This is a genomic window from Streptomyces sp. NPDC001027, from assembly GCF_040299045.1.
GTDB lineage: Bacteria > Actinomycetota > Actinomycetes > Streptomycetales > Streptomycetaceae > Streptomyces.
This window is the reverse complement of record NZ_JBEPBI010000146.1, coordinates 1-19,942: the sequence shown is the minus strand read 5'-3', so window position 1 is coordinate 19,942 and position 19,942 is coordinate 1. Positions and strand designations below refer to the sequence as shown.

At 71.9% G+C, this 19,942-nt stretch carries 13 protein-coding genes and 1 pseudogene; 7 read left to right on the top strand and 7 right to left on the bottom strand.

The genetic code is table 11. The annotated features are described in order from the left end of the window. Window positions 1-393: 393 nt before the first annotated feature. Both ABT300_RS29710 and ABT300_RS29705 read left to right on the top strand, forming a co-directional pair. A pseudogene (locus ABT300_RS29710) lies at window positions 394-591 on the top strand (helix-turn-helix domain-containing protein); the annotation flags it as partial. 339 nt (window positions 592-930) lie between these two features. Further along, window positions 931-1,920 carry a hypothetical protein gene (locus ABT300_RS29705; RefSeq protein WP_351681956.1) on the top strand — a complete coding sequence of 330 codons (990 nt, stop codon included), beginning with the start codon at window positions 931-933 and terminating at the stop codon, window positions 1,918-1,920. 164 nt (window positions 1,921-2,084) lie between these two features. Here the strand turns inward: ABT300_RS29705 and ABT300_RS29700 are convergent, their stop codons facing one another. Continuing rightward, window positions 2,085-3,827: a pyruvate dehydrogenase gene (locus tag ABT300_RS29700; protein ID WP_351681953.1), complete on the bottom strand. Its 1,743-nt coding sequence runs from the start codon at window positions 3,825-3,827 to the stop codon at window positions 2,085-2,087. A 62-nt stretch (window positions 3,828-3,889) separates the two neighbouring features. Then, entirely contained in the window at window positions 3,890-5,359 is a 1,470-nt protein-coding gene (locus ABT300_RS29695) for a protein phosphatase 2C domain-containing protein (protein WP_351681951.1), read from the bottom strand. Between the two features lie 1,611 nt (window positions 5,360-6,970). Between ABT300_RS29695 and ABT300_RS29690 the strand changes: the two genes are divergently transcribed. Together ABT300_RS29690 and ABT300_RS29685 are read left to right on the top strand one after the other, a co-directional pair. Further along, window positions 6,971-7,954 carry a helix-turn-helix transcriptional regulator gene (locus ABT300_RS29690; RefSeq protein WP_351681949.1) on the top strand — a complete coding sequence of 328 codons (984 nt, stop codon included), beginning with the start codon at window positions 6,971-6,973 and terminating at the stop codon, window positions 7,952-7,954. Between the two features lie 69 nt (window positions 7,955-8,023). Continuing rightward, window positions 8,024-8,506: a DUF456 domain-containing protein gene (locus ABT300_RS29685; protein ID WP_351681947.1), complete on the top strand. Its 483-nt coding sequence runs from the start codon at window positions 8,024-8,026 to the stop codon at window positions 8,504-8,506. Window positions 8,507-8,616: 110 nt separating this feature from the next. On the opposite strand, the gene ABT300_RS29680 is transcribed toward ABT300_RS29685, so the two are convergent. The 3 genes from ABT300_RS29680 to rsgA all read right to left on the bottom strand — a co-directional run bounded on the left by ABT300_RS29680 (window position 8,617) and on the right by rsgA (window position 12,245). Next, complete coding sequence (locus ABT300_RS29680) at window positions 8,617-9,129, bottom strand: methylated-DNA--[protein]-cysteine S-methyltransferase (RefSeq protein WP_351681945.1); 513 nt, start codon at window positions 9,127-9,129, stop codon at window positions 8,617-8,619. 314 nt (window positions 9,130-9,443) lie between these two features. Further along, window positions 9,444-10,856, bottom strand: a complete 1,413-nt coding sequence (locus tag ABT300_RS29675) for a DNA-3-methyladenine glycosylase 2 family protein (protein ID WP_351681943.1) — start codon at window positions 10,854-10,856, stop codon at window positions 9,444-9,446. A gap of 468 nt (window positions 10,857-11,324) precedes the next feature. Beyond that, window positions 11,325-12,245 (bottom strand): ribosome small subunit-dependent GTPase A, encoded by a 921-nt coding sequence (gene rsgA / locus ABT300_RS29670; RefSeq protein ID WP_502978019.1) that lies wholly within the window; start codon window positions 12,243-12,245, stop codon window positions 11,325-11,327. 6 nt (window positions 12,246-12,251) lie between these two features. Here rsgA and ABT300_RS44565 point away from each other — a divergent pair, with 6 nt between their 5' ends. Beyond that, on the top strand, window positions 12,252-12,425 hold the full coding sequence (locus tag ABT300_RS44565; RefSeq protein WP_502978018.1) for a hypothetical protein: 174 nt from the start codon (window positions 12,252-12,254) through the stop codon (window positions 12,423-12,425). 657 nt (window positions 12,426-13,082) lie between these two features. Here ABT300_RS44565 and ABT300_RS29665 read toward each other — a convergent pair. Together ABT300_RS29665 and ABT300_RS29660 are read right to left on the bottom strand one after the other, a co-directional pair. Beyond that, the gene (locus ABT300_RS29665) at window positions 13,083-14,564 is read right to left on the bottom strand and encodes a cellulose binding domain-containing protein (protein ID WP_351681938.1); all 1,482 of its coding nucleotides are present in this window, start codon (window positions 14,562-14,564) and stop codon (window positions 13,083-13,085) included. Window positions 14,565-14,809: 245 nt separating this feature from the next. Continuing rightward, window positions 14,810-16,129: a radical SAM protein gene (locus tag ABT300_RS29660; RefSeq protein WP_351681935.1), complete on the bottom strand. Its 1,320-nt coding sequence runs from the start codon at window positions 16,127-16,129 to the stop codon at window positions 14,810-14,812. Between the two features lie 149 nt (window positions 16,130-16,278). On the opposite strand from ABT300_RS29660, the gene ABT300_RS29655 reads away from it, so the two are divergent. Beyond that, a complete protein-coding gene (locus ABT300_RS29655; protein WP_351681932.1) occupies window positions 16,279-17,523 on the top strand; it encodes a D-arabinono-1,4-lactone oxidase in 1,245 nt (414 codons plus the stop codon). Between the two features lie 175 nt (window positions 17,524-17,698). Then, window positions 17,699-18,952, top strand: coding sequence for an ROK family transcriptional regulator (locus ABT300_RS29650; protein ID WP_351681930.1), 1,254 nt, complete (start codon window positions 17,699-17,701; stop codon window positions 18,950-18,952). Window positions 18,953-19,942: the final 990 nt, after the last annotated feature.

Sequence of the window (19,942 nt, the reverse complement as noted above, 5' to 3'; positions counted from 1 at the left end):
GCGGCGAGCGCGCCGCCGAGGGCGAGGGCTGCTGCGGATACTGCGGCAAGACGGGTGAGCATGTTCGCTCGGGTGTGCTTGGCCATGGATGTCCCCGTGGGTGAGAGCTTGAGTCGATGAGTGCCGTGACTCGGCGAGTGCACGATCGACGGGTACGTGGATCTTGTGCGCGCCGATCGGTGAATGCCTGAGCGGTGAATTCTTGGGTCGTGAATGCGCAGTGGTGAAAGCGTGGTGCGGTGTCGCTGCGAGGCCGATCGGTCGGTTCGGCCCTGCTCGGTGCGACACCAAGAGCATCGGCCGTCTCCCCGGCCGACTGCAACGGTCTTCGCCCGATCGGCTGTGGTGGAACCATCCCAGCCCATCTGACGTGCAGGTATACGAGTGCCTGGGATGACCGCCGGGCCGGACGAGCACGGGGGAACAGTGTCGACCGACGACAGTGCAGGCGAAGTGACCGCGTTCGCGGCGCTGCTGACGGAGTTAAAGGAGCGCACGGAGCGCAGCTACGGCTCCCTCGCCCGCAGGCTGGGCATGAACACGTCGACGCTGCACCGCTATTGCGCGGGGGAAGCGGTTCCACAGGATTTCGCTCCCGTCGAGCGGCTCGCGGACTTCTGCGGGGCGACGCAGGACGAACGCCTCGAATTGCACCGACGGTGGTTGCGAGCGGTGGCGGCACGACAGCGGCCCCGGAGCACAGGGGCGGAAGCGGAGCCGGAGGGGGCGAAAGCGGAGGCGGAAGCAACGGAAACGCCGGCAACTCCGGACGCGAAGTCAACCGAGGTACGGCCCGGAAACCGGACACCCCAGATTCCTCAGGAAACAGCGGAAACCCTCGGCCAAGGCACAGCGAGGAAAAACGCGGAAGCAGCAAGCGCGGCGGGAAGCACGGAAACCCGGTCGCAACCGGCTACCCCGGCTTCCCCAGTGGTGCAGATCCAGAAGCAGGGCGAGCAACGCGAGCGGCAAGCGTCTTCCCGCCCCTGGTATCGCAACCGGCGCGCCACGGTCCTCGTCGGCGTCGGCTGTGCGCTGCTCGCCACTTTGGGCACGCTCTCCGCGCTGCCGGACGGCGGCCGCCACCCGGATTCCGTCGATGCGGCCCGCTCCACCGCGTCGACCTCCGTCGCGCCGACCGGGGCTGCCGTTCCCCACCGGTCCTCCACTCCCACCGGCTCCGCCTCCGCCTCGCCCACGCCCGCCGCGATCTCGCCCGTCTCCGCGTCCGGCAGCGCCCTTCCGTCGCACGACGCGGCTCCGACCGGCGGCAGGAAGGCGCCCGCGAACACCGGCGTGCCGCTCGCCTGGACGGCCGACTCCCAGGTCTGGGCGCTCGGCTGCGGTCATGACTACGTCATCGACAAGCCGCCCGCGCAGGTTCCCCCGCCCCCGACGGAACAGGACGCCAGCCCCTGGGCGTCGGCACAAGGTGCGGTGCACGGGCGGGAGACGAACGTGGAGATCTCCGTGCAGGGCCGCAGCTCCACGGCGGTCGTGCTGACGGCGCTGCGTGTACGGGTGGTCGGTCGTGCCGCACCCGCGCCGGGCACGGTGTACGCCATGGACCAGGGCTGCGGCGGCTCGCTCAGCAAGCGTTTCTTCGCGGTCGACCTGGACAAGGACCGTCCCGTGGCGCACTCGGTCGCCGGCAACGACGCGGGCACGCCGATCCCCGCGGTGAGCCTGCCCTACCGCGTGTCGAACAAGGACCCCGAGGTGCTGCTCGTCACGGCGCGGACCGAGAACTGCGACTGCAACTGGTACCTCGAGCTGGACTGGTCCTCCCAGGGCCGCACCGGCACGGTGCGCGTCGACGACCACGGCCGCCCGTTCCGCACCAGCGGCATCAAGGGGCTGCCGCGCTACTGGTACGGCTCGGACGAGGGCGAGCGCCGATGGGTCCCGGCAACCGACTGAAGCCCGGTCGGCGGAGCCGCCGTGAGCCTCGAGGGCTCCGCCGGACCGACGGCCCGCCGGACCGGCGGAGCGCGTGGCCGGCGGAGCGCGGTGGCCGGCGCCGCCCACCGCGCCGGCGGCTCGCCGCCGGGATGCACCGTCAGAGGCAGGGGACGTTGCGCAAGTCAGAGGCGTGGGACGTTGCGCAGATTGGAGCGGGCCATCTGCAGCATCCGGCCCACTCCGCCGTCCAGGACGATCTTCGAGGCGGACAGGGCGAACCCGGTGACCATGTCGGCGCTGATCTTCGGCGGGATGGACAGGGCGTTGGGGTCGGTGACGACGTCGACGAGGGCCGGGCCCTTGTGTCGGAAGGCGTCCCGCAGGGCTCCGGCCAGTTGCTTGGGTTTCTCGACCCGCACGCCGTGAGCCCCGCAGGCGCGTGCCACGGCCGCGAAGTCGGGGTTCTTGTTGGTGGTGCCGTACGAGGGCAGACCGGCGACCAGCATCTCCAACTCCACCATGCTCAGCGAAGAGTTGTTGAAGAGGACCACCTTCACCGGCAGGTCGTACTGGACGAGCGTCAGGAAGTCGCCCATGAGCATGGAGAAGCCGCCGTCCCCGGACATCGAGACCACCTGGCGGCGGCGGTCGGTGAACTGTGCGCCGATCGCCATCGGCAAGGCGTTCGCCATCGAGCCGTGCGTGAAGGAGCCGATGACCCTACGGCGGCCGTTGGGCGTGAGGTAACGCGCCGCCCAGACGTTGCACATGCCCGTGTCGACCGTGAACACGGCGTCGTCGTCGGCGATGTCATCGAGGACGGCGGCGACGTACTCGGGGTGGATGGGAACGTGTTTCTCCACTTTCCGTGTGTACGCCTTCACCACCCCCTCCAGCGCATCGGCATGCTTCTTCAGCATCCGGTCGAGGAAGCGCCGGCTCTCCTTGGCCCGTACGCGCGGAATGAGGCAGCGCAGCGTCTCGCGTACGTCACCCCACACCGCGAGGTCCAGCTTGGAGCGGCGGCCGAGATGCTCGGGCCGTACGTCGACCTGGGCGATCTGCACGTCGTCGGGGAGGAAGGCGTTGTACGGGAAATCGGTTCCGAGCAGGATCAGCAGGTCGCACTCGTGCGTGGCCTCGTATGCGGCGCCGTAGCCGAGGAGGCCGCTCATGCCGACGTCGTACGGGTTGTCGTACTGGATCCATTCCTTGCCGCGCAGGGCGTGCCCCACCGGCGACTTGACCTTTCCGGCGAACTCCATGACCTCGGCGTGCGCGCCCGCCGTGCCGCTCCCGCAGAAGAGGGTCACCTTGTCGGCGGCGTCGATCATCTCGACGAGCGCGTCGATCTCGGCGTCACCGGGCCGGACCGTGGGGCGGGAAGTGACGAGAGCGGTTTCGACCGCCTTCTCCGGTGCGGGCTGATCGGCGATGTCACCGGGAAGCGACACCACGCTGACGCCGCTGCGGCCGACCGCGTGCTGAATGGCGGTGTGCAACAGACGTGGCATCTGTTTCGGGCTGGAGATCATCTCGCTGTAGTGGCTGCATTCGCGGAACAACTGGTCCGGGTGCGTTTCCTGGAAGTAGCCGAGGCCGATCTCGCTGGAGGGGATGTGAGAGGCGAGGGCGAGGACCGGCGCCATCGAGCGGTGTGCGTCGTAGAGACCGTTGACGAGGTGGAGGTTGCCGGGCCCGCAGGAGCCCGCGCATACGGCGAGCCTCCCGGTGATCTGCGCTTCCGCGCCGGCGGCGAACGCAGCCGTCTCCTCGTGGCGGACGTGGACCCAGTCCACGGCACGGTTGCGGCGCACCGCGTCCACCACGGGGTTGAGGCTGTCGCCCACCACGCCGTAGAGGCGTCGCACGCCCGCACGGGCGAGGATGTCCACGAACTGCTCGGCGACGTTCTGCTTGGCCATGGATCGACGCACCCTTCAGTCGCTGCCGGGTTCTCCCCTCCACAGTGGCCGCGGCGGCCCGCTCACGCCTCCCAGACGGCCGCCGCGGTCCGGTCGTCGGCGTAGCCCTTCACCCTCACCTGGGTGTCGGCGAGGAAGGCCGCCAGACCGGGCGGAGTGGGGCCAGACCAGCGTCCCGTCAGATGGGCGGACAGGTCCGGCTCGCCGCGCAGGGGGTCGGCGAAGCCCCCGGTGCACATCAGGAGCGTGTCCCCCGGGCGGGCTACCGAGGCGCGGAAGCGGAACGGTTCCCGGGGCGGCTCAGGGGCCGGGTCATAGGGGCTCGGGGGCGTCGCGACGCCGAGGTCCATGGTGAGCCGGTCGCCCTCGGGCGTCTCGGCCGGCGGCGACCCGAACCCGACGACGGGCTCGCCGGCGACCTCGCCGACCCGTGGCTCGATGTCCCGCCAGACGCCGCCGCGCAGCCGGAACAGTCCGCCGCCGCCGACGCCGAAGAACACGCGCGTACGGCATTCGGGGTCGGCGGGCAGGAGGAGGCAGCGCAGCGTGGCCGCGTACTCCTCCGGTGCCAGGCCCTGCTCCGCGGCGCTGGCGCGGAGCCGGCCGAGACTGCGGTCGGTGAGGCGGTGCAGGCCCGACTTCAGGTCGCCGCGCCGGGCCGCACGGATGTCCTCCGCCAGGCGGACGTGGCTGCGGCCCACGGCCCGCCCGATCCACTGACACGCCTCGGCGGCCGCCCGGTGCGCTCCCGGCGTGGCCCTGGCGCCGGTCGCCATCGCAACGAGGATCAGCGCATGATCACCCGTGCCGAAGCGGGCGGTGAGAAGCGAGTCGCGGCGCGGCTCCCCCCGGTAACGTGCGGAATCCCCTCGCACGGACACCGCCCGCAAGGCGCAGGTCCCGTAGCGGGCCCCGTCCAAGACGGTGTCGGCGACCAGATCGTCCAGTTCGTCCGGGTCGGCGGGCGGCAGGGCGGTGGGCTCGGAGTCGTACGTGGGCGGCCCCGAACCGACGTAGTCCTTGAGATCGAGGGAGGTCGCGGGAGGCGGGCCGGGGAGCGCGGGAACGGGGAGCGCGGGAACGGTGGGCGGATGACCGGGCTCGGGCCCGAAATCGGCTCGAGAACGGGGAGCGCCGTCGGCTCCGGGTGCCCGCTCGGGTGTGGCACGCACCTGCGAAGAGGGGGCGGCCGGGGCACTCGGGGCACCTGCGGCAGCCGGTGGGTCGTTGACCGTCGGGGGTGCTGCCGTGCCGGCGGCGTGGACGGTGGGGGCGGTCGGAGGCGGCGGGACGTGCGCCGGACGGGGCGGCGCCGTGGGCGGCGGCGGGGCTCCGAGATCGCCGCGTGCGCCGAGCGGTTCGGCGGTGGAGATCGGGGCCGGACCCGTGGGCGGGGGTGGGACGGCAGGCGCCTGTGACGGGACCGACGTCGGGGGGCCGGCCGCGGCGGACGCCGTGTCCGGTGCCGTGGGAGCGCTGGTCGCGGACGGCCCGGGCCCTGGGGACGGCCGCTCGGAGAACCCCGGCGGCAACGGGCCGGACGGAAAGTTCGAGGGTCGGGGTGGGATGTCGGACGGCGGTTCCCAGGGAGCGCGGTGCCGACCCCGCGAAGCGGCCTCCGAAGCGACGTCTGTTGTTTCCCCACCAGGGGCTACACCTGCGTCGGCAACCGTTTTCACATCGAATGGGGTCGCACCGGGTGCCGTACGCGGGTCGAAATGCCTTTCCGCGTTGTCGATGCCCGAACCTGTTTCGACAGCGGTTTCGCGCTGCGAGAGGTTCCGCGGCGCGGTTTCCCGCTGCGACAGATTCCGCGGATCCCAGCCCGCACCGCCCCGGGCGTCCTCCTCGGCACCGCCGCGCACGGCCGCCTGCCCCGAATCGGGTGGGGCGCCTGGCCCGGAATTGGTTTCGGTAACAGATTCGCCGGCCGGCTCGACATCCGGCGGGGAAACCGGCTCGGAACCGGGCTCAGAAACGGGATCCGCACCAGGCTGCTGACCAGCTCGTCGACCTGGCTCAGGAATCAGGTCGGCCCCAAGGTCGGAAAGCGATTCCGCGACGGGTCGGGCGACGGGTCGACCTCGCGGCGGCGGCACAGTGGAACCGGTTGCCGACGACGTCCCCGCCGTCGCGCCGTCATCCGGCGACGTCCACCAGTCGACTCCCCCACCAGCGCCACTGCGTCCGTCACGCGGAGCCGGCACGGAACTCACACCGCGGGACCCGGACGAGAACCCGCCGCCGGGCCCCGCCCCGCGCACATTCCCGGGCCCGGCCCCAGGCACGTTCCCGTACCCGCCGCCGGCAGCCGCGTCCACGCCGTCCGCCGCACCGCTGGCGCTGCCCGCACGGCTCCACTCTCCCGCCCCTCCCCCGTCTCTCCCGCCTCCCGCATCGCCCGGACGACCGGTGCCGTGAGCAGCGTCCTCACCGACTGAGGGACCCCCGCCGCCCGTGCCCCCGTCCTCTCCCCTGTCCGCTCCCTCCGCCGCGCCCGCGGAGCGCACCGCTCCCGCGGCCGAGGCGAAGCGGTCGTCCAGGGAGTCGGCGGCGGGTGTGGGTCCGGTGTCCTCGGTGGCGTCGTCGTACAGCTGACCCCACCAGTCGTCCTCGTGACCGGTGGGCCTTCCCCCCTGCTGACTCATGCCCCCGATTGTCCACCGCGCGGGCCGCAGGAAAACGGGGCATCCGCAAAATCCGTCCCGTCCGACCTCATCGGAGAGCATGCCGGGCGAAGTACTGCACATCAGTGCGACGAAAGGGGTCAGAAGTCGCCGGACGGTTCCACCCCCCACGGGAGAACCGTCCGGCGACATGGGTGACCCGGGCTCGTATCCCCTGTGCGCCCCTGCGCGCGTCAAGAGTCCGGGTCACGCTTGTCGGAGACCTCGGAGCGCGGTTCGGCGACCGGCCGTTCCGGGTCTGCACGGCGTTCCCGGAACACCTCTGTGGATTCACTGGATGATCACGGGTTTCCGCCGTCGCCCACACCTTGGCAGAGTGACCGACGGTACGGCGATGATGTACGACGGCGGGTTTACGCCGTGGCCGTTTCCCGCCAGCCACGGGGGCGCGCATCACACAGAGACCGCCAGAAACACTCAAAAAACGTGGGAAACGAGAGGGAGGGCCGGCGCCTGATGCTGAGAGCGATAGGGCTCGACGAGACGCACGAGTCGGCATACCGGGAGCTGGTGACCGTCGGCGCGGCCGATGTGCCCCACCTCGCGCGCCGACTGACCCTCGGCGAGCACGACACGGAACGCGCCCTGCGCGGGCTGGAGCGGCACGGCCTGGCCGCCCAGTCCTCGGGCCGTCCCGGACGCTGGGTCGCCGCTCCCCCGGGCGTCGCCCTGGGCGCCCTGCTCACCCAGCAGCGTCACGAACTGGAGAAGGCCGAGCTGACGGCGGCGCAGCTCGCCGAGGAGTACCGGGCGACCTCGACCGAGCCGGCGGCGCACGACCTGGTCGAGGTCGTGACGGGCGCCGCTGCCGTCGCCCAGCGCTTCCTGCAGATCCAGCTCGGGGCGAGCCACGAGGTCTGCGCCCTGGTCACCGGCACCACGGTGGCCGTGACCGGCAGCGAGAACGACGCGGAGAAGCAGGCGACCGCCCGTGGGGTGCGCTACCGCGTCGTCCTGGAGCGGGCCGTGCTCGACCAGCCCAACGGCATGGCGGAGGTGGCCGCCGCGTTGGACCGCGACGAGCAGGTGCGGGTGGTGGACGAGGTGCCGACGAAACTGGTCGTCGCCGACCGTTCGCTCGCGCTCGTGCCGCTGAACGCCGGCTCGGCCGAGCCCGCCGCACTGGTGGTCCACGCCAGCGGGCTGCTCGAGCTGCTGTCCGGCCTGTTCGAGTCGGTGTGGCAGGTGGCGTTGCCGCTGCGCTGCGGTGGGCTCGGTGTCGCCGAGCAGGGGCCGGAGGGTCCCGACACCGCCGACCTGGAGATCCTCTCCCTGCTGCTCGCCGGGATGACCGATGCCAGCGTGGCCAAGCAGCTCGATCTGGGGCTTCGGACGGTGCAGCGCCGGGTGAAGGGGTTGATGGAGCTGACAGGAGCGTCGACGCGGCTGCAGCTGGGCTGGCACGCGTACGAGCGCGGCTGGGTGACCCGCGAGCGCTGACCGCGGCAACGCCCTCCCCACACCACCTCTTGACCTGCGCGTTCTTTCCGGCTCGGGCACCCTGGGCAGATGGGAGTGTGGGAACTCCTGCTGGTCGGACTGGTTGTTCTGCTCGGCCTGTGCGGAGTGCTGGTGCCCGGCGTGCCGGGGTCGTGGCTGGTGTGGGCCGCGATCCTGTGGTGGGCGCTGGAAGATCCGCAGCCGGTGGCGTGGGCCGTGCTGGTGGGCGCCACGGTGGCCCTGTTCGTGTCGCAGGTCGTGCGCTGGTCCCTGCCGCCGCGTCGGCTGCGCGCGAGCGGCGCGACCCCCCGGATGGCGGTGTACGCCGGACTCGGCGCGTTCCTCGGCTTCTTCCTGATCCCCGTGTTCGGCGCCGTCCCGGGCTTCATGGGCGGCATCTATCTCTCGGAACGCCTTCGCCTGGGCCGTCACGGCGAAGCGCGGGCCGCCCTGCGCCGAGCGATGCGCTCGGGCGGCTCCAGCGTCCTCGTGGAACTGTTCACATGCCTGCTGATCATGGGCGCCTGGCTGGGCGCGGTGCTGTGGGGTTGACGCCCTCGCGTCACCGGTGTGGACGTCGGACGGGCGGACTCGCGTCGCCGACACAGTGGGCACGACCCGCCGGGCGCCCTCGGCGTCGCCGACCGGCAGGCCCCGGGTGGTCAGGGCCGCGCCTGGAGCGAACCCTCCAGCGTCAGCAGACGCACCTTGCGGTCGAGGCCTCCGGAGTAGCCGGTCAGCGAGCCGTCGGCGCCGATGATCCGGTGACAGGGGCGCACGATGAGCAACGGGTTCGCCCCCACTGCCCCTCCGACGGCCCGTACGGCCATCCGCGACGCCCCGAGGCGCGCGGCGACCTCGCCGTACGTCGTGGTCGCCCCGTACGGGACGGAGTCGAGCGCGGCCCACACCCGCTCGCGAAACGCGGTGCCCTCAGCGCGCAGCGGCAGCCGGAACTCCGTCAGTTCCGCGGCGAAGTAGGCGGCGAGCTGGTCCTCGGCCGAGCGGAAGGGCCCGCGGTCGTGCCGCCAGTCCTCCTGGACGGTTCGTCCGCCCTGCTGCCCGGGCATGGAGAGGCTGGTCAGCGCGCCGTCGGGGTCCGCGGTGAGCAACAGGGGACCGAGCGGGCTCTCCACACGTGCCCAGTAGGTCGGACCGTTCCCCGTCGGGCCCATCCGGCCCATTCCGCCTGCCTGGCCTGCCCCGTTTGCTCGATTTACCCGGCCAGCCGGCCGCACCGTTTCTACGCTTTCTGCGGTTCGCGCGTCCTCGACAGCGTTTGCGGTTTCTGCATTTTCTGCCGTTTCCATGTTTTCTATGTTTTCTACCGTTATTACGGGTTCCATGGTTCCCATGGCATCTATGGTTTGCCGGGGGCATCCGGAATTCGCCGGAGGCCTCGAGGGCGACGGGTTCATCGGGTGGGTCGGCTCCATCGGGTACGTCGACTCCGTCGAGTATGTCGGTTCGGTCGAGACGGTCGGTCGGGTCATCGTTCCTCCCAGGCGCGCAGGTGGCGCACGGCGTACGTGCGCCAGGGGCGCCAGGTGTCGGGGGCCTCCACGCCGGGGGGCGCCACGTCGGGGTCGCCGAGGGCACGGGCCCGGATCTCCGCGACGGCGCCGACGTCCAGGCCGGGAAGTGCGAGCAGTGCTTCCTGTGCGTCGTCCCGGTCGGCGCCGGCGTCCAGGCGTACGGCGCCGTCGGCGAGGGCCGCGGCGAGCGCGCCCAGAGGGCCCCCGGGCTCGGCCTCCGCCAGAACGGCGGGCTCGGGAAAGAGCCGGTTCAGCGACCCGCAGGGTGCGTCGAGAACTTTGCCGTAAGCGCGTACGAGCCTTTCGGCCTCCGCTCGTCCTACGAGGGCCCGCATCGCGTACTCCTCCGGGTCGGCCGCCCCAGGCGCACGCAGCCCGGGCCGCGCGGCGACCAGCGGAGCTAGGCGTGGATCCGCGCCCAGCCGCTCGTCGACGGCGTAGGGGTCGGCGTCCAGATCGAACAGCCGTCGCAGCCGCTGGACGGCGGTGGTGAGATCGCGGGGGTCGGTGAGGCGCAGCCGGGCGTCGAGCCAGCCGCCGGGGTGGACGGCCGACGCGGGGCCCCGGTTTCCCGCGCGCCCGCCCGGACACTCGCTCACGGCGGCGATCCCGGTGCCGTACGGCAGTCGCAGCGTACGGCGGTACGTGCGACGGCCGGTCGGCCCGCTCACCTCTTCCACCCCGGGCACCGCCTGCCGGTGCAGCAGGTCGAACACGGCGGCGTAGTGGTACGGCCCGCGGTGGGCGAGCCGCAGCCCAATCCCGGCGGAAGGGGTGGCGGCGGAGGGGCCCGCGCCGCGACCGGTCGTGCGCCCCGCGGCCCGCAGTTCGGTCGGAGTGGACGCGTACACGTCCCGAACGGTGTCGTTGAACTGGCGCACGCTGGCGAAGCCGGACGCGAAGGCGATCTCGGTGATCGGCAGGCCGGTCGTCTGCAGCAGGATCCGCGCGGTGTGCGCGCGCTGCGCCCGGGCGAGGGCGACCGGTCCCGCGCCCAGTTCGGCGGTGAGCTGGCGCTGGATCTGACGTGCGCTGTAGCCGAGCCGTACGGCGAGACCGGTGACTCCTTCCCGGTCGACGACCCCGTCCCCGATCAGCCGCATCGCCCGGCCGACGACGTCGGCACGTACGTTCCAGTCCGCCGATCCCGGGACGGCGTCCGGCCGGCACCGCCGGCAGGCCCGGAACCCGGAGCCCTGCGCGGCGGCGGCCGTCGCGAAGAAACGCACGTTACGGCGTTTCGGCGTCACGGCGGGACAGCTGGGCCGGCAGTAGATGCCGGTGGTCTCGACGGCGAAGAAGAACTCGCCGTCGAACCGGGCGTCCCTGCTGAGAACCGCCTCGTAACGGTTTTCCTGATCCGTCATGGGTCCAGTCTTCGCCCCTGACTGCGACGCTGCTAGCGGAAATCGGACGTGACACTGGAGGACAGAAAACGGCGGAAACAGTCACCAGTCGGCCGGGCGGTCGGGCGGGCGGTCGGGCGGTCGGGCGGTCGGGCGACGCGCAAAAACGTCTCGCACCGAGAGGGGAAACACGTATCCGGCTCGGTAATCCCGTTACTGCCCTCTCCCATCCGACGTCCGACCGTCGCCCTCGTGCCTCGCCGCAGGGCGTCGACCTCGACCGCCGGCTCGCCGGCTCAGCTCCGAGCCGCCGAGCCGCGGCACCGCGGAACATGGGCCCGGACCCATGAGCCCGGACCGCCCGGCCTGAGCCCCCCGCCGCCGCACGTCGGATGTCCGCCGCCGGAGCCCGCCGCCGGAGCCCGCCGCCGGACATCCGACGTGCGGCTTTCGACGTCCGACGTCGACGTCCCACGCCTCCGCTCGCCGTCACCGAGGGGGAGCGGGCCGCCACGGGCCGCGGCCGCGCTTGGCGTCCGCGGCCGCCCTGCCCTCGGCCTGCCTGCGCTTCCAGTCCTGCCGGACGTCGGCGCGCAGGCGGGCGTCGGACTTGGCGACGATCCACTGGTTCTCACGGACGAGTTTGCGGTAACTCTCCAGCCGCCGTTGGGACAGTTCCCCGTCGTCGACGGCCGCCCGCACCGCGCACCCCGGCTCGGACTCGTGCGCGCAGTCGTGGAAGCGGCAGCCCCGTGCGAACTCCTCGATCTCCGAGAAGACGCGTCCGACCCCGGCGCCGGCGTCGAAGAGGCCGACGCCGCGCAGTCCGGGCGTGTCGATGAGGACGCCCCCGCCGGGCAGTGGGAGCAGATTGCGGGTCGTGGTGGTGTGACGCCCCTTGCCGTCCTGGTCGCGAATGGCCTGGACGCCCATCACGTCGGCGCCGACCAGGGCGTTCGCGAGCGTCGACTTGCCCGCTCCGGACGCCCCGAGCAGCACGGAGGTGCCGTGCCCCAGGATGTCGGCCAGTTCCTCGACGCCCTCGCCGTCGCGGGCGCACACGGTGAGCACGGGCACCCCGGGAGCGCCGGCCGCGACGTCCTCGACGAGGTGGGACAGCGCCACCGGGTCGGGCACCAGGTCGGACTTGGTGAGCACGACGACGGGCTGCGCGCCCGACTCCCAGGCAAGCGCCAGGAAGCGTTCGATCCGTCCGAGGTCGAGCTCGGCGGCGAGCGACATCGCGACGACGGCGTGGTCGACGTTGGCGGCGAGGATCTGCCCCTCGGACCGCTTGGAGGAGGTGGAGCGCACGAAGGCGGTACGGCGCGGCAGGAGCGTCCGGACGTACCGCGGATCCCTGCCCTCGGGATCGACGGCCGCCCAGTCCCCCGTGCACACCACCTTCATCGGGTCGTGAGGGACGACGAACTCGGTGTCGGCGCGAACGACGCCGGCCTCGGTGACGACGTCGCACAGACCGCGGTCGACGCGTACGACACGGCCCGGCAGGAGCTCCTGCGCGGCGTGCGGAGCGAACGCGGCCGCCCAGTCCTCGTCCCAGCCGTACGGGGCGAGCGGATGCGGTGAAACCGCTGTCGAAACGGAAACCGCCGGGACAGAAACAGATGCCGCGGAGCCGGAGGCCGAAGCGGAGGAAGACGGAGAAACGGGGAAAGACAAGGAAAACCCTTCACAGGGCGGTCCCGGCGATGTCCACGTTGCGAAAACGCTTACCCGCGCGAAGCGGAGAGGATGGATGTCAGCCGGAGACCACGGAGGTGGTGTGAACGATCGTCTGGCCGCTGCGCGCAGCGTCCTTCGAGGCGACAGTCATGGGTCACACCTCCGTTTCATGTCCTTGGGGCAGCGGCAGCCGTAGGCCCCGCGCAAGACTCACTCAGGATAGGGACGCCCGCCGGCCGAAGCCACTGGTTTTCCGGCGACCTTCCACGACTGCCGCATCCGCCGCGGTCGCCCCGCCGGCCACCCGGCTCCCGTCTCACCGGCCCCGGCCGAGCGCGGAGTTCACCCGTCGCCCCCCGGACGGGATGGCCCCCCACGGACGCGCGCCCAATCACTCCGCAGGCGGCACGGTCACCCCCAACGACCGGATCACCTCGCAGCCGCCCGGAATCACCTCCAGCGACCCGGTCACCTGCAGTCGGCACGGTCACCCCAGCCACAGCAACAGCTGCGGCCACAGCCCAGCCGAGGGGCCGGCGCCTGCGCGCCGGCCCTCTGCGCTCACTTCCCCGCGCACTCCTGCCCGTTGAGGGCGAACGCGTACGGCGCGGTGTTCTTGCCCTTCCAGGATGCGAGGAACCCGAAGGTGAGGGTGCCGTTCGCCGCGACCGTCCGGTTGTAGTCGGCCGCGGTGGCGGTGACGCGGGAGCCGTCCTGGGCGAGGCTCGCGTCCCACATCTGGTCGACCCGCTGGCCGTCGCGGAAGGACCAGGCCACCTGCCAGGCGTCGAGAGCATGGTCCGTGGTGACGGTGACGGTGGCCTGGAATCCGTCCGGCCACTGGTTGACCAGGTCGTACTGGACCTCGCAGGCCGGGTCCGCCGCGTCGTCCCCGCCTCCGGCGGCGGCCGAGGAGGTGCCCTGCGGCTCGGGGTCGGGCTTGGCGTCGTCGCCCGCCCCCTTCGTCGGCGACGGGCTGGCCGAGGCCCTCGGGGCGGACGAGGACGGCGCCGCGGAGCTGGCGGGCGCGGCGGACGGCACCCGCGTACCGGGACCGGCGACCGGGGTGCTGTCGGTGGGGCCGGCCTTGACGATGCTGTCGCCGCCGGTGTCGCCGGGCATCATCGACACGGCGAGCGCGAGCCCGGAGACGAGGACGGCGGTGACGAGAAGTCCGTTGCGCCGCATCCGTGCCTTGTTCGCGGCTGCCCGGGCGGCCGCTCCCTCGCGGTCCGGCGCGGCCGGGCCGCCGCCGAGGCGCACTTCGGCGGCGCGGCGGCGGCGTTCCAGGTAGGCGAGGCCGCCCCAGCCGATCACGCCCTGGGCGAGGGCGGCAGGCAGTCCTCCGCCGTGCAACCGCAGACAGGCCGCGGCCTCCGCGCACTCCACGCAGGTGGCGAGGTGCCGGGAGAGGTCGGGCGGCGTGTCGGCGGCGGGTGAGCGGGTGACGGCGTCCAGGAGCCGCACGTAGCTGCGACATTCCGCGTCCATCGGGGTGTCGAGATGGTTGCGGTGACAGCGGTCTCGAAACAGACCGCGAACCTCGTTGAGCTCTTCCACCGCGCCGGACTGGTCCAGGCCCTGACGGCGGACGACGGCCTGCAGCGGCAGCGCCTCCACCTCGGCCAGCCACAGCAGCGCGGCGTCCGGTTCCTGCATGTCGCGCAGACCGCGCAGGGCGATGGGACGGCTCAGCGGCGGCCCGACGTACCGTGCGGCCTTGTCCGAGTTGAGCCACAGGCGCAGGTCGGGGTCGAGTTTGTGGCCCTGCCCCTGGGCCTCCCAGGCGGCCGCCGTGGCGCGCACGGCGGTCAGCAGCAGGGGGATCCTGGGCAGCCTGGACGAGCGGCGTCCGGCGCCTCGCGCGGTGCCGGACTCGGCGGCGCGGGCCTCGCGTATGCCGAGTGCGAACGCCTCACGGGCCAGTTGGTTCGCCGCGGTCGAGCCGGACGTGCACAGGTCCGCGTACGACAGGACGGCGTCCCAGCACTCGGAGAACAGTGCGGCCTCAGCGGCGTCCTTCGGGGTCGGCAGGTCGGGCATGGGTCTCCTGCATCCACAAGCAAGGTCAACTCACCATGACGGCAATGGAGTTGGGGGGAACCTCGCGGCAGGGGCAGAGCTTTTCACGTTACCGACACAACTGACAAGCGCCCTGTTCAGATGTCATGTTAAGACAGTAGGACAGGGAGAAGAAGGCGGCCGCGCCCGTTACTCCGGTCAGTGGTACGGACGCGGGCCGTCGTGCGTTCAACGCCGATGCTGTGTTTCTCCATCGGTTGCGCGGACTATACGGTCGCCGCGTCCTGCGCCGGAAGGCTGTCCATGAAGGAACTCACGGAGAAGACGGCGCGGCCGGGTCCGGGCGGGCCGTAGCCGGGGGGCGAGGAGAGCCCGAACTCGTCCATGGCTCCACGGTAGGCCTGCAGCAACCGGATGTGGTACTCCAGCGGGGCGCCCTGCGGGTTGGCCTTGCCGAGCGGCGTGGTGGGCTCCGGGCACCAGGTGGTGAAGCGGGGCGTGATGCCGTGCGACATGAAGAAGCGCAGGCCCTCGGTGGTGGAGGCGATGGCCTCGTCGACGGTCGTGAAGCCGAACGGCTCGGCCATCTCGACCCCGGCGACGAAGTTGGGGATGACGTTGCGCGCGCCGAAGACGTCCGCCGAGTCGAGGATCCGCCGGTGCCACTCGTCGCGGCCGACGTAGCGTTCCTTGCCCGGGCAGTACAGCTCGAACAGACGGCGGTCCCACACCTCGTAGTTGGGGTGGTAGATCTGCACCCCGTAGTCCTTGAAGCGCTGGACGTCGTCGCGGGGCAGCGCCTGGGCGACGACCTTGCCGATCCAGCGGCCCGGGAAGCGCTCCTCGATGGCCTTGGCGTAGCGGCCGTAGAAGTCGGCCTCGTCGCGCCCGCCGACGGTCTTGGTGATGGCGCCGCCGGTGAGCGTGTAGGCGGTGGAGGTCTTCTGGGTGTCGTAGCGGTCGATGATCTCCAGCGCCTCGAGGACCTCGTCGACGTCCTTGACGCCCGTGTAGGGGCGGCCGGCCGCCTTGTGCTGACGCCAGTTGTGGTTGATGTCGCAGTACTGGCACTCCTCCTTGGCGCCGAAGTACTGACACACCCGGAAAACGGTCAGATAGATGAGATAGCCCCACTGGATGGTGGGCGCGACCTCCATGACGGACTTCCCGCTGGAGAGTCTGTGCCGGTAGTACTCCGGCATCGGCGGCGCGCCGACGTCGGCGATGCGGCGGCCGTCGAGGTAGAGCCCGAGCAGCCCGTCGCCGTCCGCGGCGACGCGGTAGGGCGAGGACGGGTTCACCCGGACCGAGACGACCGTGCGCCGCAGGTCGTAGGGGCCTCCGGTGAGGATGATCTCCTCCGGCGGGCGACGCAGCGCGGCCTCGCCGAGCTCGGGCAGGGTGCCGTGGTCGAAGGAGAAGATGAAGTAGGACTTCGGCTTGACCTCGCCCGACTCGTTGTCGCTGAGCGCCGAGGGGTCGAAGGCCACGCCTCCGCGCAGCAGGTCCTCCTTGAAAACGGCCTCCCGCGGAACATGCGGAAACCGTTCCATCAGATCCTCGACCAGCGCGGTACGGCTGCCCATCCGTCTCTCCTCCCGGCTCAGGCGTACGACTCCTCACGGTATGCCCAGGCCGGCGCGGAGGTGGGGGCGGGGGCCCCGTGTTGCGGGCAGGGTAGGTTCCACCTGGGGAATTCCGGGTTCTCGATCTCCTCCAAAGGGGCGAAAGTCGTATGACCGAAACCGTTGCGAACTGGGCCGGCAACATCACCTTCGCCGCCAAGGAGCTGCACCGTCCGCACTCCCTCGACGCGCTCAGGTCGCTCGTGGCGGCCTCCGGTCGGGTGCGGGTGCTGGGCAGCGGGCACTCCTTCAACCGGATCGCCGAGCCGGGCGGCGACGGAGTGCTGCTGTTGCTGGACGCCCTGACCGGCGACGTCGAGGTGGACACGGCGGCGCGGACGGTGCGGGTCGGGGGCGGAGTGCGGTACGCCGAGCTGGCGCGCCGCGTCCACGAGCACGGCCTCGCGCTGGCGAACATGGCCTCCCTGCCGCACATCTCGGTCGCCGGGTCGGTGGCGACCGGCACGCACGGCTCGGGGGTGGGCAACGGCTCGCTCGCCTCGTCGGTGCGGGAGGTGGAGATCGTCACCGCGGACGGCTCCACAGTCGTCCTCGGACGCGGCGACGAGCGGTTCGGCGGGGCCGTCACCTCGCTGGGCGCGCTCGGCGTGGTGACCTCGCTGGTGCTCGACCTGGAGCCCGCCTTCCGGGTGGAACAGCATCTTTTCACCGAACTCCCGCTGGACGGGCTGGACTTCGAGACGGTGGCCGGGGCCGCGTACAGCGTGAGTCTGTTCACCGACTGGGACGCGCCCGGGTTCCGGCAGGTGTGGCTGAAGCGGCGCACGGACGAACCGCTCGCCGACTTCCCGTGGGCCGCACCGGCCGAGCGGGCCTTGCACCCGGTGCCGGGGATGCCGGCCGTCAACTGCACCGAGCAGCTGGGCGTGCCGGGACCCTGGCACGAGCGGCTGCCGCACTTCAGGGCGGAGTTCACCCCGAGCAGCGGGAACGAGCTGCAGAGCGAGTACCTGCTGCCGCGTCGGCACGCCCTGGAGGCGCTGCGGGCGATCGACGGGATCCGGCGGACGGTCTCGCCCGTCCTGCAGATCTGCGAGGTGCGGACGGTGGCCGCCGACGAGCAGTGGCTGAGCCCCTCCTACGGACGGGACACCGTGGCCGTCCATTTCACGTGGATCGAGGACACGGCGTCCGTGCTGCCCGTCGTGCGCGCGGTGGAAGCGGCGCTCGAGCCGTTCGAGCCCCGCCCCCACTGGGGCAAGGTGTTCGAGACTCCCGCCGCGGCGCTGCGCGGGCGCTATCCCCGGATGGACGACTTCACGGCTCTGGCACGCGAGCTGGACCCGGCCGGGAAGTTCGCCAACGAGTTCGTGCGGGACGTCCTGGGAAACTGATGTCACGCGGTTACCGGCCCGACTTTATAAAGCCCCTTTCCTAACCCCTTGTCGAACGCTGCGGCACCCCATAGCCTGGCGCGGCGCCGGTGCCGTCGCCGGGCGGGCACGCCCGCCCCCGAAGGGACGGGACGGAAGGGACGGGACGGACCGAAGCGATGAGGGGGCACGCTCCATGAAGCGCGGCACGTCACGGGACATCCGCACCGCGAACCGCTACGAGGTGCTGCGTCAGATCATCGCCGCCTCGCCCACCTCCCGGCAGGAGCTCGCGGCCGCCACCGGTCTGTCGCTCGCCACCGTCGCCACGCTCGTCGGCGAGCTGCTCGACCTCCGCATGATCACGGAAGTCGGGTTCGAGGATTCGGCGGGCGGCCGCCCCCGGGGCCTCGTGGCCGTCAACGCGTCGGGGGGCGCGTTGATCGGCGTGGACATCGCGGAGACCTACGTCCATGTCGAGCTCTTCGATCTGGCCCTGAACGTCCTCGCCCGCGCCGCGGAAGACATGCGGCCCGGCGAGAGCCGCCCCGAACAGGTCGTCGGTCACGTCGCCGCCGCCGCCGGCTCCGTGGTCGCCCAGGCCGGGGTCGAGGCCGCCCGGGTGCTGGGCGTCGGGGTGAGCGTGCCGGGACAGGTGGACCGCGCCACCGGCGTCTCCGCGTACGCGCCCAACTGGGACTGGCACGACGTACCGCTGCTCGACCTGCTCTCCGAACACATCGCGTACCCGTTGTACCTGGACAACCCGCTGCGGGCGGGCGCCGTCGCCGAGCTGTGGTTCGGGGCGGCGCGCGGGCACGGCGACGCCGTGGTGGTCAATCTGGGGACCGGTGTGGGCGCCGGGCTGGTGCTGGGCGGCGGGCTGCACCGAGGGGGCAGCAACAGCGCCGGCGAGTGGGGGCACACGACGCTCGTGCTCGACGGCCGACCGTGCCGCTGCGGCAACCACGGCTGCGTCGAGACGTACGTCGGCGCGCCCGGCATCATGCAGAACCTGCGTGAACTCAGCCCGCACAGCGCGCTGTTGCACCCCGAGGACCAGACCGCCACCATCGACGCGCTGGCCGCCGGGCTCGCCGCGCACGACCCCGACGCCGTCGAGGCGGTCCGGGAGACCGCCCGATACCTCGGCGCCGGCATCGCCAACCTGGTCAACCTCCTCAATCCCGAGGTGGTCGTCCTGAGCAGCTGGGTGGCAGCCCGGCTCGGCGAGCCCCTTCTGAAGGAGGTGCGCGAGGCCGTCGCCCGCCATGCGCTGCAGCGGCCGCTGGCCGCCAGCAGGATCGTCCTGTCGCCCATTCCCACCGATCCGGCGTGCCTGGGGGCCGCGACGTTCGCGCTCGAAGGGGCACTGCAGTCGGTCGGACAGCGCAGCGTCAAGCGCACCGCAGCGGCCCGGGTGAGGAGCCGCATCGCCCCCGCTCCCTGACACCCGGCACACCGCATCGGATCGCACCACACCACACCACACCGCATCGACCGCATGACGAGGGAAGGGAGGCAGTCCTGACCGCCAGCACCGCGAACGCGCCGCGCCCAGGCACCGTGAGCACGCCGCGCGCAAGCACGACGAGCACACCGTGTGCGGGAACCGCGGGCACGGCGAGCTTGAGCGCCGCCATGCCCGCCGTCACCGCGAGCACCGGCATCACCGCTCGCCCGGATCCACGCGGTCACCGGACCGCAGCCCGAGGCGGGGCCGACGCCTGGGCCGGAGCAGGAGCCGGCGTCCGGTCCGGGGTCGGGTCGTCGCCGACGTGGCACACACCCGCGTACCGCGATGGCGACGCCCCGGACTCCCGCACACGCCGGCGCACTCCGGTCGGCGAGCGAGTACGGGACGACCGCCGTCGGGACGACCGCCGCCGTGACGACGGCAGACGTGACGACCGGCGGGTGCACAGACGTTGCCGGGCACCCTCGACGGGGTCGCCCACGGCGTCCGGACGGGCCGACGAACGCCGGCCGTCCGTCCCATGAGACCGAGGGCCGCCGGCCCTGACACCGGCGGCCCTCTCCTTCCTTCCCGATCCCCTTCTCGACCTGTTTCCCGACTTGCTTCCCGACGCCCACGACGCCCGTTTTGAAAGCGCTTACCATGGGCGCTTGCACAAGCGTTGCCGCAAGCGCTTTCGAACAACGCCCACGCCCCGCCGTTCGCGATCCCGAACCGATCACAACGCTTCGAACAGACTTCGTCCAACCCCTTGCCGAAGCCTTAGCCGAAGGTTAACGTCCCGCTCCGCGACAGGAATTGAGCCACCTGCGCCGAGCGAAGAGCCCCAGCCGTACTCCGAGACAAGGACGTCACCATGTCGGCACTGAGCAACAGCAACTGGTCCCGCAGGTCCCTCTTCCGGGCCGCCGCGGGGATGGCCGCCGCCGGCAGCCTCGCGGCCTGCGGCGGCAACAACGGCCG

What these genes read in the sequence shown, in the direction of transcription:
- ABT300_RS29700 (WP_351681953.1), bottom strand. Translation starts at nt 3,827, where the DNA reads ATGGCCAAGCAGAACGTCGCCGAGCAGTTCGTGGACATCCTCGCCCGT.
- ABT300_RS29690 (WP_351681949.1), top strand. Translation starts at nt 6,971, where the DNA reads ATGCTGAGAGCGATAGGGCTCGACGAGACGCACGAGTCGGCATACCGG.
- ABT300_RS29685 (WP_351681947.1), top strand. Translation starts at nt 8,024, where the DNA reads ATGGGAGTGTGGGAACTCCTGCTGGTCGGACTGGTTGTTCTGCTCGGC.
- ABT300_RS29680 (WP_351681945.1), bottom strand. Translation starts at nt 9,129, where the DNA reads ATGGGCCCGACGGGGAACGGTCCGACCTACTGGGCACGTGTGGAGAGC.
- ABT300_RS29675 (WP_351681943.1), bottom strand. Translation starts at nt 10,856, where the DNA reads ATGACGGATCAGGAAAACCGTTACGAGGCGGTTCTCAGCAGGGACGCC.
- rsgA (WP_502978019.1), bottom strand. Translation starts at nt 12,245, where the DNA reads ATGAAGGTGGTGTGCACGGGGGACTGGGCGGCCGTCGATCCCGAGGGC.
- ABT300_RS29665 (WP_351681938.1), bottom strand. Translation starts at nt 14,564, where the DNA reads ATGCCCGACCTGCCGACCCCGAAGGACGCCGCTGAGGCCGCACTGTTC.
- ABT300_RS29660 (WP_351681935.1), bottom strand. Translation starts at nt 16,129, where the DNA reads ATGGGCAGCCGTACCGCGCTGGTCGAGGATCTGATGGAACGGTTTCCG.
- ABT300_RS29655 (WP_351681932.1), top strand. Translation starts at nt 16,279, where the DNA reads ATGACCGAAACCGTTGCGAACTGGGCCGGCAACATCACCTTCGCCGCC.
- ABT300_RS29650 (WP_351681930.1), top strand. Translation starts at nt 17,699, where the DNA reads ATGAAGCGCGGCACGTCACGGGACATCCGCACCGCGAACCGCTACGAG.